Raw genomic sequence first — 16,783 nt, forward strand, 5'->3', positions numbered from 1 at the left:
TGCTTTTCCGTGCCGCGAGTGTGACTCTGGTCGCATGACGGAGCTGCAACCGCTTCTCGACGATCTGCGTGCCGAGGGCGAGGACCTCGACGCCCTCGTCGCCGACCTCCCGGACGAGCGCTGGGCGACTATGACGCCCGCCGAGGGCTGGACCATCGCCCACCAGGTCGGGCATCTGCTGTGGACCGATCGGGCCGCCCTCACCGCCGTCGAAGACCCGGAGGCGTTCGTCGCCGGGCTCGGCGAGATCACCGACCCGGACCGCTTCGTCGACGACGGGGCGCGGGAGCAGGCCCGCCGGCCGCCGGCCGAACTGCTCGCCGACTGGCGCGCGGCGCGACGCGCCCTCGCCGACGCCCTCGCGGCCGTTCCGGCCGGGACCAGGATCGTCTGGTACGGCCCGCCCATGAGCGCGGCTTCGATGGCCACGGCGCGGCTGATGGAGACCTGGGCGCACGGCGCCGACGTGGCCGACGCGCTGGGCGTCCCCCGGACCCCCACCCACCGGCTGCGCCACATTGCCCATCTCGGTGTCCGCACCCGCGACTTCGCGTTCACCGTGCACGGGCGCACCCCGCCGGCCGAGCCGTTCCGCGTCTGCCTCACCGCTCCCGACGGGCGGGAGTGGACGTGGGGTCCCGAGAGCGCCGCCCAGACCGTCACCGGATCCGCCGTCGACTTCTGCCGCCTGGTGACCCAGCGGGTCCACCGCACCGACACCGACCTCGTCGCCACCGGACCGGACGCGGATGCATGGCTCGAGCTCGCGCAGGCGTTCGCCGGTCCGCCCGGCGCCGGGCGCACCCCGGACGGAGCGACCGCGTGAACGCGCAGCCGGCGGGCCGTGCGGTGCGCATCGGGAACTGTTCCGGCTTCTACGGCGACCGGCTCGCAGCTATGCGGGAGATGCTCGAGGGCGGCGAACTCGACTACCTGACCGGCGACTATCTCGCCGAGCTGACCATGCTCATCCTCGGCCGGGATCGGATGAAGGACCCGGAACTCGGCTACGCCAAGACGTTCCTGCGGCAACTCGAGGACTGTCTCGGGCTCGCCGTCGACAAGGGCGTGAAGATCGTCGCCAATGCGGGGGGACTCAACCCCGCCGGGCTGGCGACGGCCGTGCGCGACCTCGCCGGCCGGCTCGGACTCGACGTCGCCGTCGCCCACGTCGAGGGCGACGATCTCATCGCCCGGGCCGCCGAACTCGGGCTGGCCGCCGATCCGCCGCCCCTGACCGCCAACGCCTACCTCGGCGCCTGGGGCATCGCCGAATGCCTGACCGCCGGCGCCGACCTCGTCGTCACCGGCCGGGTCACCGACGCGTCGGTGATCGTCGGTCCCGCGGCAGCCCACTTCGGTTGGGCCCGGGATGATTTCGACGCTCTCGCGGGCGCGGTGGCAGCCGGGCACGTGATCGAGTGCGGCGCCCAGGCCACCGGCGGCAACTACGCCTTCTTCACCGAGATCGCCGATCTCGACCGGCCGGGCTTCCCGATCGCCGAGATCGAGGCCGACGGAAGTTCCACGATCACCAAGCACCCGGGCACCGGCGGCGCCGTCACCGTCGGCACCGTGACCGCCCAGCTGCTGTACGAGGTGACCGGGGGCCGCTACGCCGGCCCCGACGTCACCACCCGCCTCGACACCGTCCGGCTCACCCCGGACGGCCCGGACCGGGTCCGCATCAGCGGCGTCCGCGGTGAGGCGCCGCCACCCACGCTCAAGGTCTCCCTCAACGCCCTCGCCGGCTTCCGGAACGAAGCGGTGTTCGTCCTCACCGGTCTGGACATCGAGGCCAAGGCCGCCCTGGTGCGGCGGCAGGTGGAGGCGAGCCTGACCACCCGGCCCGCCGAGCTCGAATGGACACTCGCCCGCACCGACCATCCGGACGCCGACACCGAGGAGGCGGCCAGCGCCCTGCTGCGCTGCACCGTCCGCGACCGCGACCCGAAGGTCGTCGGCCGCGCCTTCTCGTCGGTCGCCGTCGAGTACGCGCTGGCCAGCTACCCGGGCTTCGCGCTGACCGCCCCGCCCGGCAACGGACAACCGTACGCGGTGTTCACCCCCGGCTACGTCGGCGCCGCCGAGGTGCCGCACACCGCGGTGCTGCCCGACGGCAACCGGGTCCCGATTCCGTGCGTCACCCCGACGCGTGCACTCGAACCCGTCGGCGAACCCGAGCTCCCCGAGCCGCTACCGCCCGGGCCCGCACGACACGCACCGCTCGGACTCGTCGCCGGCGCCCGCAGCGGCGACAAGGGCGGCGACGCGAACGTGGGGGTGTGGGTGCGCACCGACGACCAGTGGCGGTGGCTGGTGCACACCCTCACCGTCGACACGTTGAAAACCCTCCTGCCCGAATCGAAGAACCTGACCGTGACACGTCACGTGCTGCCGAACCTGCGGGCGGTGAACTTCGTGATCGAGGGCATCCTCGGCCGCGGCGTCGCCTCGCAGGCCCGCTTCGACCCGCAGGCGAAGGGTCTCGGCGAGTGGCTGCGCAGCCGATACCTCTACATCCCCGAGGTCCTCCTGGAGGGCGGCGGGACAGCGAACCCCGAGAGGAAGTACACCGAGTGAGCATCTGGGACACCCCCGAACGCCGCGAGCTGCGCTCGACGGTCCACTCCTTCGTCCGGCGCGAGATCCTGCCGCATCTCGCCGCGTGGGAGCGCGACGGTGAACTGCCCCGCGAACTGCACAAGAAGGCCGCCGCTCTCGGGCTGCTCGGCGCCGGATTCCCCGAGGCCGTCGGCGGTTCCGGGGGCGACGCGGCGGACACCCTCACCGTGTGCGAGGCCTTCCACGAGGCCGGCGCCTCCGGCGGCGCCTTCGCCTCCCTGTTCACCTGCGGCATCGCCCTGCCACACCTCGTCGCCGCCGGCGACGAAGCGCAGATCGGCAAGTGGGTTGCCCCGACCCTCGCGGGTGAGCTCGTCGGCTCCCTCGCGATCACCGAACCCGGCGGCGGCTCCGACGTCGGGCACCTGACCACCACCGCCGTCCGCGACGGCGATCACTACATCGTCGACGGCGCCAAGACCTACATCACCTCCGGCTGCCGCGCCGATTTCGTCGTCACCGCTGTGCGCACCGGCGGCCCCGGTGCCGCCGGTGTCTCGCTGCTCGTGATCGAAAAGGGCACACCGGGTTTCACCGTCTCGCGCAAGCTGGACAAGATGGGCTGGCGTGCCTCCGACACTGCGGAACTGTCGTTCGCCGGTGTGCGCGTGCCGGTCTCGAATCTCGTCGGAGCCGAGAACAGCGGCTTCGCGCAGATCGCGCAGGCGTTCGTCGCCGAGCGGATCGCCCTCGCCGCCCAGGCCTACTCGAGCGCGCAGCGGTGCCTGGATCTGACCGTGTCCTGGTGCCGGGACCGCGAGACGTTCGGCCGGCCCCTGATCTCCCGGCAGTCGGTACAGCGCACCCTCGCCGAGATGGCACGGCGCATCGACGTCGCGCGGGTGTACGGCCGGCGGGTCGTCGAGCGATCCCTCGTCGGTGACGGCGACCTCGTCGCCGAGGTGTGCTTCGCCAAGAACACCGCCGTCGAGGCCGGGGAGTGGGTCGCACACCAGGCCGTGCAGCTCTTCGGCGGCCTCGGCTACATGGCCGAGTCCGAGGTCGAACGACAGTACCGCGACATGCGCATCCTCGGCATCGGCGGCGGCACCACCGAGATCCTCACCGAACTTGCCGCGAAACGATTGGGGTACACCGCGTGAGCATCCTGCAGACGACCGTCGACCCGTCCTCGGCGGAGTACGCCGCCGCGGCCGAGGCGATGGCCGCCCAGCTGGCAGAGCTCGAAGCCGAACACGCCAAGGCCCTCGCCGGCGGCGGGGAGAAGTACGTCCGACGGCACCACGAACGCGGCAAGCTGCTGCCACGCGAACGGATCGAACTGCTCCTCGACCCCGATTCGCCGTTCCTCGAGCTGTCCCCGCTCGCCGCCTGGGGCACCGAGTTCCCGGTCGGCGGCAGCACCGTCACCGGAATCGGCGTCGTCGAGGGCGTCGAATGCCTGATCGTCGCCAACGACCCCACCGTCCGCGGCGGCACGAGCAACCCGTGGACGCTGCGAAAGGGATTCCGCGCCAACGACATCGCGATGCAGAACCGGCTGCCGGTCATCTCCCTCGTCGAGTCGGGCGGCGCCGACCTCCCCACCCAGAAGGAGGTGTTCATCCCCGGCGGGCGCATGTTCCGCGACCTGACACAGCTGTCCGCCGCCGGGATCCCGACCATTGCCCTGGTGTTCGGCAATTCCACCGCGGGTGGCGCCTACATCCCGGGCATGTCGGACCACGTGGTGATGATCGAGAAGCGGTCGAAGGTGTTCCTCGCCGGGCCGCCCCTGGTGAAGATGGCCACGGGCGAGGAATCCGACGACGAATCCCTCGGCGGCGCGGAAATGCACGCCCGCACCTCCGGCCTGGCCGACTACTACGCGGTCGACGAACCCGACGCGATCCGGATCGGCCGGGGCATCGTCCGTCGTCTGAACTGGCGCAAGCAGGGCCCCGAACCCCACCCGGAGGTACGCGAGCCCCGCCACGATCCCGAGGAACTGCTCGGCATCGTGCCCGCCGACCTCAAGGTGCCGTTCGACCCGCGCGAGGTGATCGCCCGCATCGTCGACGACTCCGACTTCGACGAGTTCAAGCCGCTGTACGGGTCGTCGCTCGTCACCGGCTGGGCCCGTCTGCACGGCTACCCGGTGGGAATCCTCGCCAACGCCCGCGGCGTGCTGTTCAGCGAGGAATCCCAGAAGGCCACCCAGTTCATCCAGCTCGCCAACCGTGCAAACACGCCACTGCTGTTCCTGCACAACACCACCGGCTACATGGTCGGCCGCGAGTACGAGGAACGCGGCATGATCAAGCACGGTTCGATGATGATCAACGCCGTCTCCAATTCGACGGTGCCGCACATCTCGATCCTGCTCGGCGCCTCCTACGGGGCCGGCCACTACGGGATGTGCGGCCGCGCCTTCGACCCGCGGTTCCTGTTCGCCTGGCCCAGCGCCAAGTCCGCGGTGATGGGCGGCGCACAACTCGCGGGCGTCATCTCCATCGTCGGACGGGCCGCTGCCGAGGCGCGCGGCCAGGCGTTCGACGAGGCCGCCGACGAGGCGATGCGCGCGGCGATCGAGAACCAGATCGAGGCGGAGTCGCTGCCGATGTTCCTGTCCGGCCGGCTCTACGACGACGGGGTCATCGACCCGCGCGACACCCGCACCGTGGTGGGGATGTGCCTGTCGGCCATCGCCAACGCGCCGATCGAGGGCACCGACAGCTTCGGTGTCTTCCGGATGTGAGGCAGCAGTGAACCGTTCCGACACCGTCACCACCGTGCTCGTCGCCAATCGCGGCGAGATCGCCCGCCGGGTGTTCGCCTCCTGCCGGCGGGCCGGCCTCGGCACCGTCGCCGTGTTCTCCGACGCGGACGCCGACAGCCCGCACGTCACCGAGGCCGACGTCGCGGTGCACCTGCCCGGCACTGCCCCCGCCGACACCTACCTCCGCGGCGAGGCGATCATCGCGGCTGCCCGCACGGCGGGGGCCGACGCGATCCACCCGGGATACGGGTTCCTCTCGGAGAATGCCGAATTCGCGAGGGCGGTCCTCGACGCGGGACTGACCTGGATCGGGCCGGACCCGGACTCCATCGCCCGGATGGGTTCGAAGGTCGAGGCCAAGAAGATCATGGCCGACGCCGGCGTGCCGGTGCTGGCCGAGCTGGACCCGGCCGCGGTGACCGAGGCCGACCTGCCCGTGCTGATCAAGGCCTCCGCCGGGGGCGGCGGCCGCGGCATGCGGGTCGTCCGCGACCTGGCCGAACTGTCCGACCAGCTCGCCGCGGCCCGACGTGAGGCACAGTCCGCATTCGGCGACCCGACGGTGTTCTGCGAGCGCTACCTCGAAACGGGGCGGCACATCGAAGTGCAGGTCCTCGCGGACCGGCACGGGACCGTGTGGGCGGTGGGGGAGCGCGAATGCTCGATCCAGCGGCGGCATCAGAAGGTGGTCGAGGAGGCCCCGTCGCCGCTCGTCGACGCCACCCCCGGCATGCGGGAGCGGCTGTTCGAGGCGGCCCGGCGCGCCGCGCACGCCATCGACTACGAGGGCGCCGGGACGGTCGAGTTCCTCGCGACCGGGGCGAGCGAAGCGACGGGAAATGTCGCCGGGGCGAGCGAAGCGACGGGAAATGTCGCCGGGGCGAGCGAAGCGACGGGAAATGTCGCCGGGGCGAGCGAAGCGACGGGAAATGTCGCCGGGGCGAGCGAAGCGACGGGAAATGTCGCCGGGGCGAGCGAAGCGACGGGAAATGTCACTGCCGGAGGTGAGTTCTTCTTCCTCGAGATGAACACCCGGCTGCAGGTCGAGCACCCGGTCACCGAGTGCACCACCGGGCTCGACCTCGTCGACCTGCAGCTCCAGATCGCTGCCGGCGGCCGTCTCGATCCCGAACCCCCTCCGGCGAGCGGACATTCGATCGAGGTGCGGCTCTACGCGGAGGACCCCGCCGAGGACTGGCGGCCGCAGTCCGGCACGGTGCACCGCCTCGCCCTGCCCGGTCGCGTCCCCGAGTTCGAGGTCCTGCCCGGGCCCGGGCTGCGTCTGGACGCCGGCGTCGAGGACGGCTCGGTGGTGGGCGTGCACTACGACCCGATGCTCGCCAAGGTGATCGCCTACGCCCCGACCCGGGACCGCGCGGCCCGCATGCTCGCGACGTCGCTCACCCGTGCCGAGGTGCACGGCCTGCGCACCAACCGGGACCTGCTCGTGAACGTGCTCCGGCATCCCGAGTTCCTGGCCGGCAACACCGACACCGCCTTCTTCGACACACACGGGCTCGCCACGCTCGCCGCGCCGCTCGCCGACGCCGCCGCCGAGTCGCTGTCCGCGCTCGCCGCGGCCCTGGCCGACGCCGCCGCTCGTCGTGCGACGGCGACGGTCGGCCGCGGCCTGCCGAGCGGCTGGCGCAACCTGCCGTCGCAGCCACAGGTCAAGCGGTACGACGGCGACCACGGTGAACACGAGGTGCGGTACCGGCTCACCCGGCACGGCCTGGTCGCCGACGGCCATCCGGGCATCGTCCTCGTCGCACACACCGAGCGCCGGGTGGTGCTCGCGATCGACGGCGCGCAGCGGCAGTTCCACGTCGCGCGCTACGGCGACACGGTGCACGTGGACTCCTCGCTCGGTCCGGTGCGGTTGCGAGCGATCCCGCGGTTCGTCGAACCCTCGGCCCATGTCGCCGCGGGGTCGCTGCTCGCGCCGATGCCCGGGTCGGTGATCCGGATCGGGGCAACGGTCGGCGACGCGGTCGACGCGGGGCAACCGGTCCTGTGGCTCGAGGCGATGAAGATGGAACACATCGTCAAGGCCCCCGCCGCGGGCGTGCTCACCGAACTGCCCGTGGCCGTCGGCACCCAGGTCGAACTGGGCGCCGTGCTGGCCGTCGTCACCCCCACCGAGTCCACCGACACCCAGGAGAAGTGATGAGCGTCATCGAAACCGACGAGCAGAAGCAGCTGCGGGCTGCGGTCGCGGGCCTGGCCAAGCGCTACAACTACACCGACTACGTGCTGCCGAAGGCCCGCAAGGGCGAACCGCTGACCGAGCTGTGGCGGGAGGCCGCCGGGCTCGGATTCCTGGGCGTGAACCTGCCGGAGGAATTCGGCGGCGGCGGGGCCGGCATCTACGAACTCGCCCTGGTGCAGGAGGAACTCGCCGCGCAGGGCTGCGGGCTGCTGCTGGTGGTCGTCTCGCCCGCCATCTGCGGCACCATCATCGCCAAGTTCGGCACCGACGAGCAGAAGCAGCGCTGGCTGCCCGGGCTCGCCGACGGCTCGAAGATCATGGCGTTCGGCATCACCGAGCCCGATGCCGGGTCCAATTCGCACCAGATCACCACCGTCGCGCGCCGCGACGGCGAGGACTGGATCCTCCACGGCAGCAAGATCTACATCTCCGGCGTGGACCAGGCCGACGCGGTGCTCGTCGTCGCCCGCACCGAGGACGCGAAGAGCGGGAAGCTGCGGCCGGCGCTGTTCATCGTCCCGACCGATGCCGAGAACTTCGTCAAGACGCCGATGGAGATGGACATCGTCGAGCCGGACCATCAGTTCACCCTGTTCCTCGACGACGTGCGACTGCCGGCGGACGCGCTGGTGGGGGAGCCGGACGCGGCGCTGATGCAGTTGTTCGCGGGCCTGAATCCGGAGCGGATCCTCGGCGCGGCGATGGCCGTCGGGATGGGCCGCTACGCCCTGGACGCCGCGGTGCGGTACGCCAACGAACGCACCGTGTGGAAGTCGCCGATCGGGGCTCACCAGGGCATCGCCCACCCGCTCGCCCAGTGCAAGATCGAGCTCGAGCTGGCGAAGCTGATGATGCAGAAGGCGGCGGTGCTGTACGACAGCGGCGACGACTTCGGTGCTGCCGAGGCCGCGAACATGGCCAAGTACGCCGCGGCCGAGGCCAGCATCAAGTCGCTCGACCAGGCGATCCAGACCCACGGCGGGGGCGGGCTCACCCGGGAGTACGGGCTGGCCGCGATGCTCGGCGCGGCGCGCATCGCACGGGTGGCGCCGGTGAGCCGGGAGATGATCCTCAACTTCGTGTCCCAGCACTCGCTGGGTCTGCCCCGGTCGTACTGAGGGGAGCGCCGGTGTCCGAGACGTTCGTCCGGTACGAGGTGAGCGAGGGATTCGCCACCCTCACTCTCGACTCGCCGCACAACCGCAACGCGATCTCCGCCAGGCTCGTCGCGCAGCTCCGGCAGGGACTTGCCGACGCGGCCGCCGACGACGGGGTCCGCGCCGTCGTGCTCACCCACGAGGGCGGCACCTTCTGCGCCGGGGCCGACCTGAGCGAGGCGAGCACCGCGGAGGGCGGCGTCGCCGCGGCGGCCGCCGCCCGGACCCGGGAGATGACGGCGGTGCTGCGTTCGATCCTGGAGCTGCCCAAACCGGTGATCGGGCGGATCGACGGGCACGTGCGCGCCGGCGGCATGGGGTTGGTCGGCGCGTGCGATCTCGCCGTCGCCGGGCCCCGGTCGACGTTCGCGCTGACCGAGGCCCGGCTGGGCCTGGCCGCGTCGATCATCTCGCTGACGGTGCTGCCGCGGCTCACCTCCCGCGCCGCGAGCCGCTACTTCCTCACCGGGGAGCGGTTCGGGCCGGAGGTCGCGGCGGCGATCGGCCTGGTCACCGTGGAGACCGACGATCCGCGGGCCGCGGTGGCGGAGATCCTCGCCCAGCTGCGGGAGTGTTCCCCGCAGGGGCTGGGCGAATCCAAGCGGCTGACCACGATGCGGATGCTCGCCGACTTCGATCGGTACGGCGACGCGCTGGCGGAGCAGTCGGCGCGGCTGTTCGGCTCGCCGGAGGCGGTCGAGGGGATGACCGCGTTCCTGCAGAAGCGGCCGCCGGCGTGGAGCCGTCCGTGAGGAACGGTCCGCCGCCCCGGCCGGGACGTGCCCGAGACCTGCCGGGCGCGCGCGTGCGGGCGGTCGTCGGCGGCACCCGTCCCGGGCACCTCACGTGGACGGTCACCCTCCGCGAGCCGGCGCGCCGGTCTGCCTAATCTGATCGCCATGAGCAGCCCGTCCCCGGACACCCGCCGTCGCGGCGAGCAGGAACGCAGCCGCGCCACCCGCAAGCGGATCCTCGACGCGGCGGTGGCCGTGCTGGTCGAGCACGGCTACTCCAACGCCACCACGGTGCGCATCCAGCAGGCTGCCGGCGTGTCCCGCGGACGGCTGCTGCACCACTACCCGTCGCGGGACGCCCTGCTCGTCGCCGCCGTGCACCACCTCGCCGCCCAGGGGGTCCAGGGCCTCGACGGCGACCATCCCTGGCCCGCCGACCCGGTCGAACGTATCGCCGTCGCGGTCGATCGGATGTGGTGGAACTTCCGGCAGCCGTACTTCTGGGCCTCGATGGAGCTGTGGCTCGCCGCGCGCGGCCACGAGGAACTCCGGGCCGAGCTGCTGCCGCTCGAACGAATCCTGGGCCGGATGATCAAGGAGCAGACGACCGCGAACTTCGGTCCGGAGATCGCCAACCGCCCCCGGTTCGTCGAGGTGCGCGACCTGATCTATCAGGCGATGCGCGGGGCGGCCCTCGGGTACGCCATCGACCCGCGCGACCCGCTGACCGAACCCCAGCTGGCGGTGTGGCGCCGCCAGATGGAACGGGTCCTGGTGGACGACGAACCCGGGGATTCCGCCGCCGGGGGTGCGCTGCGATGACCCGCCAGCCCAAACAGGATCGGAGCCGGGCCACACGCCGCCGGCTGCTCGAGGCGAGCATCGACTGCCTCGCGGAGCTGGGATGGGGCGCGACCACCGTGGGCGTCGTCGCCGAACGGGCGGGAGTCTCCCGCGGCGCCGCGCAGCACCACTTCCCGACCCGGGAGGACCTGATCACCGCGGCGCTCGAGTTCATGTTCGACAGCCGCATGGACCTCGCCCGCCGCGAGCCCGTCGACATGCCCGTCGGCGCGGCCCGCACCGAGGCGGTGGTGCGCCGGCTCGTCGACTACTACACCGGCAGCCTGTTCAAGGCGGCGCTGCAGGTGTGGACGGCCGCGGCGGCCGATCCGGAACTGCGGGCCCGCATCGTCCCCCTGGAGGAACGCTTCGGCCGCGTCGCCCACCGGGTCGCCGTCGAGCAGCTCGGCGTGGACGAGGTCGACCCGACGGTGCACCGCATGGTGCAGGCGACCCTCGACCTCGCGCGCGGGCTCGGCCTCGCCGACGTCCTCACCGACGACTCGCGGCGTCGGGCCGAGATCGTGCGGCACTGGGCCGCGCAGCTCGACACGGTGCTCGACGCGGCCCGGCAGCGTTCGGCGGCGCAGCACCCGGCCGGTTAGGTTGGTGTCATGCCTCCCAAGCTGGCCACGGTCGCGGTCCTCGGGCTCGCCGGTGCCGTCGTCGCCGGATGTGGTTCGGATGCGGCCGAGACCCCGGCGCCGGGCGCGGCGCCCACGCCGCAGGTGACCGAGCCGGGCCCGTTCTTCGGTGCGTGCGGGTCGGTCACCGACGACGAGGTGGCCCGGGCCTTCGGGCTGGGGTCGTTCGCACAGGTCACCCGCAACTCGGTGGGGTGCGAATGGGAGCTGGTCGGGGCGGGCGGCCCGAGCGTGACGTTCTCCTGGTACCGCGGCAGTCCGATCGGCCGCGAACGGGCCGGCTCCGATCTGATCGGCCGGCCCGCGATCGACGTGGAGATCGACGGCAGACCCGGCTTCCAGGGCTCGGCGCAGAACGACGTCGGGCAGACCGTGCTGTGCGAGATCGGCGTGCAGTTCGGCGGTGACTTCGTGCACTGGTCCGTGACGTACGGACCCTTCACCCCGGCCGCGGACGCGTGCGTGGTGGCCCGCGACCTGGCCGAGCTCAGCGCGGAAAGGGCACAGGAGTGACGCGGACGAAGCGGGCAGCGGCGCTGCCGGTGGCGCTGGCCCTGGTTGCGGCGCTCGCCGGGTGCGGCAGCACGATCGAGGGGCAGGCGGTGCCGCAGGGGGCCGGATCGGGTGGTGCCTCCGCCGAGTTCACCCGCCTGCTCACCGAATGCGACGCCGTCACCGACGAGCAGATCGCGGAGGCGGTCGGCGTGGAGGCGATCGAGCGAGGCTTCTTCGGGGCGATCTGCCGGTGGGACACCGCGGGCTCGGCGAAGGTCACCTTCAACTGGTTCGAGACCGGTTCCCTGGACACCGAGCGGGGGACGGCGCAACGGCTGGGATACACGGTGGAGAACACGACCGTGGAGGGTCGGCGGGCGGTGCTGATGCGCCCGCCCGACGACCCGGCGTCCTGCGGGATCTCGGCGGGAGCGTCCACGACGGGGATCTTCGGCTGGTGGGTGCAGTACGCCCCCGGCTCGCAGTCCCCGGATCCGTGTGCGGCGGCCGTCACGCTGGCCCGACTGACCCTCGACCTCAGCAGTTGAGCGGCGGCGGACCCCCGCGGCTCGCTTTGACCTTGCGCCGCGCCGCCGGGTATCGTTGTGGGTCGTGTCCGGCATGCCCGGGCCGATCTGTGTGCCTATGCGAGGTAGTGCCGTGCGCGCGGTCTGTGGAATCTCCGCAGGAGCGAGCCCCCGGCTGCCTGTGTGGGGGTACGCGACACGCCCGACCTCGTGTGCACACGAGGGGTGGGTGCGGGGCAGCAGCTCTCTTGCCCCAACCGATGGATCCCTAATTTCAGAACAGCCAAGGTTGCTCGTGCGAGCAGTCTTCAGACAACGAGAAAGCCGGTAGATGCCAACCATCAATCAGCTGGTCCGCAAGGGCCGCCGCGACAAGGCCGCCAAGGTCAAGACCGCGGCCCTCAAGGGCAGCCCGCAGCGTCGCGGCGTGTGCACTCGCGTGTACACCACCACCCCGAAGAAGCCGAACTCGGCGCTCCGGAAGGTCGCCCGCGTGCGTCTGACCAGCTCCGTCGAGGTCACCGCCTACATCCCGGGTGAGGGTCACAACCTGCAGGAGCACTCGATGGTGCTCGTGCGCGGTGGTCGTGTGAAGGACCTCCCCGGTGTCCGCTACAAGATCATCCGCGGTTCGCTCGACACCCAGGGTGTCAAGAACCGCAAGCAGGCGCGCAGCCGCTACGGCGCGAAGAAGGAGAAGGGCTGATGCCACGTAAGGGTCCCGCTCCGAAGCGTCCCCTGATCGCCGACCCGGTCTACGGGTCGCCGCTGGTCACCCAGCTGGTCAACAAGATCCTGCTGGACGGCAAGAAGTCCACCGCCGAGCGCATCGTCTACGAGGCACTCGAGCGGGCGCGCGAGAAGACCGGCACCGATCCGGTCGTCACCCTCAAGCGCGCGCTGGACAACGTCAAGCCCGCTCTCGAGGTGCGCAGCCGCCGTGTCGGTGGCGCCACCTACCAGGTGCCGGTCGAGGTTCGTCCCGGCCGGTCGACCACCCTCGCGCTGCGGTGGCTGGTCACCTTCTCGCGTCAGCGTCGTGAGAAGACGATGGTCGAGCGTCTCGCGAACGAGCTCCTCGACGCCAGCAACGGCCTGGGTGCGTCCGTGAAGCGTCGCGAGGACACCCACAAGATGGCCGAGGCCAACAAGGCGTTCGCGCACTACCGCTGGTGAGTCGCCGCCGGCCGGGAGGATCCGGTGCTACCGACATCCTCCCGGCCGGCCGCTCGCACAACTGTGTCGGTCCCTCAAGGCCGGCTGAACATCCGAGAACACTGGTCCGCACCCTAGGACCGACACGAGCTACGAGCGGGGTTACCTGTGGCACAGGAAGTGCTGACCGACCTGAACAAGGTCCGCAACATCGGCATCATGGCGCACATCGATGCCGGCAAGACCACGACGACCGAGCGCATCCTCTTCTACACCGGTGTGAACTACAAGATCGGTGAGACCCACGACGGTGCGTCGACCACCGACTGGATGGAGCAGGAGAAGGAACGCGGCATCACCATCACCTCCGCCGCGGTGACCTGCTTCTGGAACAAGAACCAGATCAACATCATCGACACCCCCGGCCACGTCGACTTCACGGTCGAGGTCGAGCGGTCGCTGCGCGTCCTCGACGGCGCGGTCGCCGTGTTCGACGGCAAGGAGGGCGTCGAGCCGCAGTCCGAGCAGGTCTGGCGGCAGGCTGCCAAGTACGACGTTCCGCGCATCTGCTTCGTCAACAAGATGGACAAGATGGGCGCGGACTTCTACTTCACGGTCCAGACCATCATCGACCGCCTCGGCGCCAAGCCGCTCGTGCTGCAGCTGCCGATCGGTGCCGAGGACGCGTTCGACGGCGTCGTCGACCTGGTCGAGATGAAGGCCTACACGTGGCGTGGCACCGTCGAGATCGGTGCCGAGCCGACCGTCGAGGAGATCCCTGCGGACCTGGCCGACAAGGCCGCCGAGTACCGCGAGAAGCTGCTCGAGACCGTCGCCGAGAGCGACGAAGAGCTCATGGAGAAGTACTTCGGTGGCGAGGAACTGACCGTCGCCGAGATCAAGGGCGCCATCCGGAAGCTGACCGTCGCCTCCGAGCTGTACCCGGTGCTGTGCGGGTCCGCGTTCAAGAACAAGGGCATCCAGCCCATGCTCGACGCGGTCATCGACTACCTGCCGAACCCGCTCGACATCGGCGAGGTCGAGGGCCACAAGCTCGGTGACGAGGAGGAGGCCCTCACCCGCAAGCCGAGCAAGGACGAGCCCTTCTCCGCGCTGGCGTTCAAGATCGCCGCGCACCCGTTCTTCGGCAAGCTGACCTTCGTGCGCGTGTACTCCGGTCGCATCGAGCCGGGCGCCCAGGTGCTCAACGCCACCAAGGGCAAGAAGGAGCGCATCGGCAAGCTGTTCCAGATGCACGCCAACAAGGAGAACCCGGTCGACGAGGCGGTGGCCGGCCACATCTACGCGATGATCGGCCTCAAGGACACCACGACCGGCGACACCCTGTGCGCGCAGGACGCCCCGATCGTGCTCGAGTCCATGACCTTCCCGGATCCGGTCATCCAGGTCTCCATCGAGCCGAAGACCAAGTCCGACCAGGAGAAGCTGGGCACCGCGATCCAGAAGCTGGCCGAGGAGGATCCCACCTTCTCCGTCGAGCTGGACGAGGAGACCGGCCAGACCGTCATCGGCGGCATGGGCGAGCTCCACCTCGACATCCTCGTCGACCGGATGCGTCGCGAGTTCAAGGTCGAGGCCAACGTCGGCAAGCCGCAGGTGGCGTACCGCGAGACCATCACCAAGCGGGTCGAGAAGCTCGAGTTCACGCACAAGAAGCAGACCGGTGGTTCCGGCCAGTTCGCGAAGGTCATCATCGCCCTCGAGCCGTTCGTGGGCGAGGACGGCGCGACCTACGAGTTCGAGAACAAGGTCACCGGTGGCCGCGTGCCGCGCGAGTACATCCCCTCGGTGGACGCCGGCGCGCAGGACGCCATGCAGTACGGCGTGCTCGCCGGGTATCCGCTGGTGAACGTCAAGGTCACCCTGCTCGACGGCGCCTACCACGACGTGGACTCGTCGGAAATGGCGTTCAAGATCGCCGGTTCGCAGGCCCTGAAGGAGGCTGCGCGCAAGGCTGCGCCGGTCATCCTCGAGCCGCTCATGGCTGTCGAGGTCACCACCCCCGAGGACTACATGGGTGAAGTGATCGGCGACCTCAACTCCCGCCGTGGCCAGATCCAGGCCATGGAGGAACGCAGTGGTGCCCGTGTCGTGAAGGCGCTGGTTCCGCTCTCGGAGATGTTCGGTTACATCGGGGACCTGCGGTCGAAGACCCAGGGTCGCGCGAACTTCTCCATGGTGTTCGATTCCTACGCTGAGGTTCCGTCGAACGTCTCGAAGGAAATCATCGCCAAGGCGACCGGCGAGTAACCTCGGTTGCAGAACCGGTCGGCTGCACGACCAAGTAAGTAACAAAACCGCACTGCTGCATACTGCAAGCAACAACAGTCCAGGAGGACCCTCAAGTGGCGAAGGCGAAGTTCGAGCGGACCAAGCCGCACGTGAACATCGGCACCATCGGTCACGTCGACCACGGCAAGACCACCACCACGGCTGCCATCACCAAGGTGCTCGCCGACAAGTACCCGGACCTGAACGAGAGCTTCGCGTTCGACCAGATCGACAAGGCTCCGGAGGAGAAGGCTCGTGGTATCACGATCAACATCTCCCACGTCGAGTACCAGACCGAGAAGCGCCACTACGCGCACGTCGACGCCCCGGGTCACGCCGACTACATCAAGAACATGATCACCGGTGCGGCTCAGATGGACGGCGCGATCCTGGTCGTGGCCGCCACCGACGGCCCGATGCCGCAGACTCGCGAGCACGTGCTGCTCGCCCGTCAGGTCGGTGTGCCCTACATCCTGGTCGCCCTGAACAAGGCCGACATGGTCGACGACGAGGAGATCCTCGAGCTCGTCGAGATGGAGGTCCGCGAGCTGCTGGCCGCCCAGGAGTTCGACGAGAACGCCCCGGTCATCCCGATCTCGGCGCTCAAGGCGCTCGAGGGCGACGAGAAGTGGGTCAAGTCCATCGAGGACCTGATGGACGCCGTCGACGAGTCCATCCCGGACCCGGTCCGTGAGACCGACAAGCCGTTCCTCATGCCCGTCGAGGACGTCTTCACCATCACCGGTCGTGGCACGGTCGTCACCGGCCGCATCGAGCGCGGTGTCATCAACGTGAACGAGGAGGTCGAGATCGTCGGTATCCGCCCGACCTCGACCAAGACCACGGTCACCGGCATCGAGATGTTCCGCAAGCTGCTCGACCAGGGCCAGGCCGGCGACAACGTCGGTCTGCTGGTCCGCGGCATCAAGCGCGAGGACGTCGAGCGCGGCCAGGTCGTCGTGAAGCCGGGCACCACCACTCCGCACACGGAGTTCGAGGGCCAGGCGTACATCCTCAACAAGGAGGAGGGCGGCCGCCACACGCCGTTCTTCAACAACTACCGTCCGCAGTTCTACTTCCGTACCACGGACGTGACGGGCGTTGTGACCCTTCCCGAGGGCACCGAGATGGTCATGCCGGGCGACAACACCGAGATGTCGGTCGTCCTGATCCAGCCGGTCGCCATGGACGAGGGCCTGCGCTTCGCGATCCGCGAGGGTGGCCGCACCGTCGGCGCCGGTCGCGTCACGAAGATCATCAAGTAGGCACCGCCTACGCGATCATCAAGTAGGCACCGCCTACGCGATCATCAAGTGAGCTAGTTCTCGCTGACGTCGGACGGCGTCCATCCCTCGGGGTGGGCGCCGTTCGGCGTTTCCGGGA

At 70.2% G+C, this 16,783-nt stretch carries 15 protein-coding genes; all 15 read left to right on the forward strand.

The window, feature by feature from the left end:
- Positions 1–34: 34 nt before the first annotated feature.
- The 15 genes from RR3_RS12675 to tuf all read left to right on the forward strand — a co-directional run bounded on the left by RR3_RS12675 (position 35) and on the right by tuf (position 16,665).
- On the forward strand, positions 35–826 hold the full coding sequence (locus RR3_RS12675; protein WP_010591990.1) for a TIGR03084 family metal-binding protein: 792 nt from the start codon (positions 35–37) through the stop codon (positions 824–826).
- Positions 823–2,583 (forward strand): acyclic terpene utilization AtuA family protein, encoded by a 1,761-nt coding sequence (locus RR3_RS12680; RefSeq protein WP_010591989.1) that lies wholly within the window; start codon positions 823–825, stop codon positions 2,581–2,583. The genes RR3_RS12675 and RR3_RS12680 overlap by 4 nt, the downstream gene beginning before the upstream one ends.
- Positions 2,580–3,728, forward strand: coding sequence for an acyl-CoA dehydrogenase family protein (locus tag RR3_RS12685; protein WP_010591988.1), 1,149 nt, complete (start codon positions 2,580–2,582; stop codon positions 3,726–3,728). Before RR3_RS12680 ends, RR3_RS12685 begins: the two co-directional genes overlap by 4 nt.
- Positions 3,725–5,323, forward strand: a complete 1,599-nt coding sequence (locus RR3_RS12690; protein WP_010591987.1) for an acyl-CoA carboxylase subunit beta — start codon at positions 3,725–3,727, stop codon at positions 5,321–5,323. Before RR3_RS12685 ends, RR3_RS12690 begins: the two co-directional genes overlap by 4 nt.
- 7 nt (positions 5,324–5,330) lie before the next feature.
- Positions 5,331–7,511 (forward strand): acetyl/propionyl/methylcrotonyl-CoA carboxylase subunit alpha, encoded by a 2,181-nt coding sequence (locus tag RR3_RS12695; RefSeq protein ID WP_064065894.1) that lies wholly within the window; start codon positions 5,331–5,333, stop codon positions 7,509–7,511.
- On the forward strand, positions 7,511–8,671 hold the full coding sequence (locus tag RR3_RS12700) for an acyl-CoA dehydrogenase family protein (RefSeq protein WP_010591984.1): 1,161 nt from the start codon (positions 7,511–7,513) through the stop codon (positions 8,669–8,671). Before RR3_RS12695 ends, RR3_RS12700 begins: the two co-directional genes overlap by 1 nt.
- Before the next feature lie 11 nt (positions 8,672–8,682).
- Positions 8,683–9,462, forward strand: a complete 780-nt coding sequence (locus tag RR3_RS12705) for an enoyl-CoA hydratase family protein (protein WP_010591983.1) — start codon at positions 8,683–8,685, stop codon at positions 9,460–9,462.
- A 147-nt stretch (positions 9,463–9,609) separates the two neighbouring features.
- Positions 9,610–10,266, forward strand: coding sequence for a TetR/AcrR family transcriptional regulator (locus RR3_RS12710; RefSeq protein WP_010591982.1), 657 nt, complete (start codon positions 9,610–9,612; stop codon positions 10,264–10,266).
- Positions 10,263–10,892: a TetR/AcrR family transcriptional regulator gene (locus tag RR3_RS12715; protein ID WP_010591981.1), complete on the forward strand. Its 630-nt coding sequence runs from the start codon at positions 10,263–10,265 to the stop codon at positions 10,890–10,892. Before RR3_RS12710 ends, RR3_RS12715 begins: the two co-directional genes overlap by 4 nt.
- Before the next feature lie 9 nt (positions 10,893–10,901).
- Positions 10,902–11,444 (forward strand): DUF3558 domain-containing protein, encoded by a 543-nt coding sequence (locus tag RR3_RS12720; RefSeq protein WP_010591980.1) that lies wholly within the window; start codon positions 10,902–10,904, stop codon positions 11,442–11,444.
- Entirely contained in the window at positions 11,441–11,974 is a 534-nt protein-coding gene (locus tag RR3_RS12725) for a DUF3558 domain-containing protein (RefSeq protein ID WP_010591979.1), read from the forward strand. The genes RR3_RS12720 and RR3_RS12725 overlap by 4 nt, the downstream gene beginning before the upstream one ends.
- Positions 11,975–12,284: 310 nt before the next feature.
- The gene (gene rpsL, locus RR3_RS12730; protein ID WP_003937662.1) at positions 12,285–12,659 is read left to right on the forward strand and encodes a 30S ribosomal protein S12; all 375 of its coding nucleotides are present in this window, start codon (positions 12,285–12,287) and stop codon (positions 12,657–12,659) included.
- Positions 12,659–13,129 (forward strand): 30S ribosomal protein S7, encoded by a 471-nt coding sequence (rpsG, locus tag RR3_RS12735; RefSeq protein WP_003937663.1) that lies wholly within the window; start codon positions 12,659–12,661, stop codon positions 13,127–13,129. Before rpsL ends, rpsG begins: the two co-directional genes overlap by 1 nt.
- 147 nt (positions 13,130–13,276) lie before the next feature.
- A complete protein-coding gene (fusA, locus tag RR3_RS12740; protein ID WP_010591978.1) occupies positions 13,277–15,379 on the forward strand; it encodes an elongation factor G in 2,103 nt (700 codons plus the stop codon).
- A 95-nt stretch (positions 15,380–15,474) separates the two neighbouring features.
- A complete protein-coding gene (gene tuf / locus RR3_RS12745; RefSeq protein WP_003937665.1) occupies positions 15,475–16,665 on the forward strand; it encodes an elongation factor Tu in 1,191 nt (396 codons plus the stop codon).
- Positions 16,666–16,783 lie beyond the last annotated feature (118 nt).

It is taken from the genome of Rhodococcus ruber NBRC 15591, from assembly GCF_001894945.1.
Lineage (GTDB): Bacteria > Actinomycetota > Actinomycetes > Mycobacteriales > Mycobacteriaceae > Rhodococcus > Rhodococcus ruber.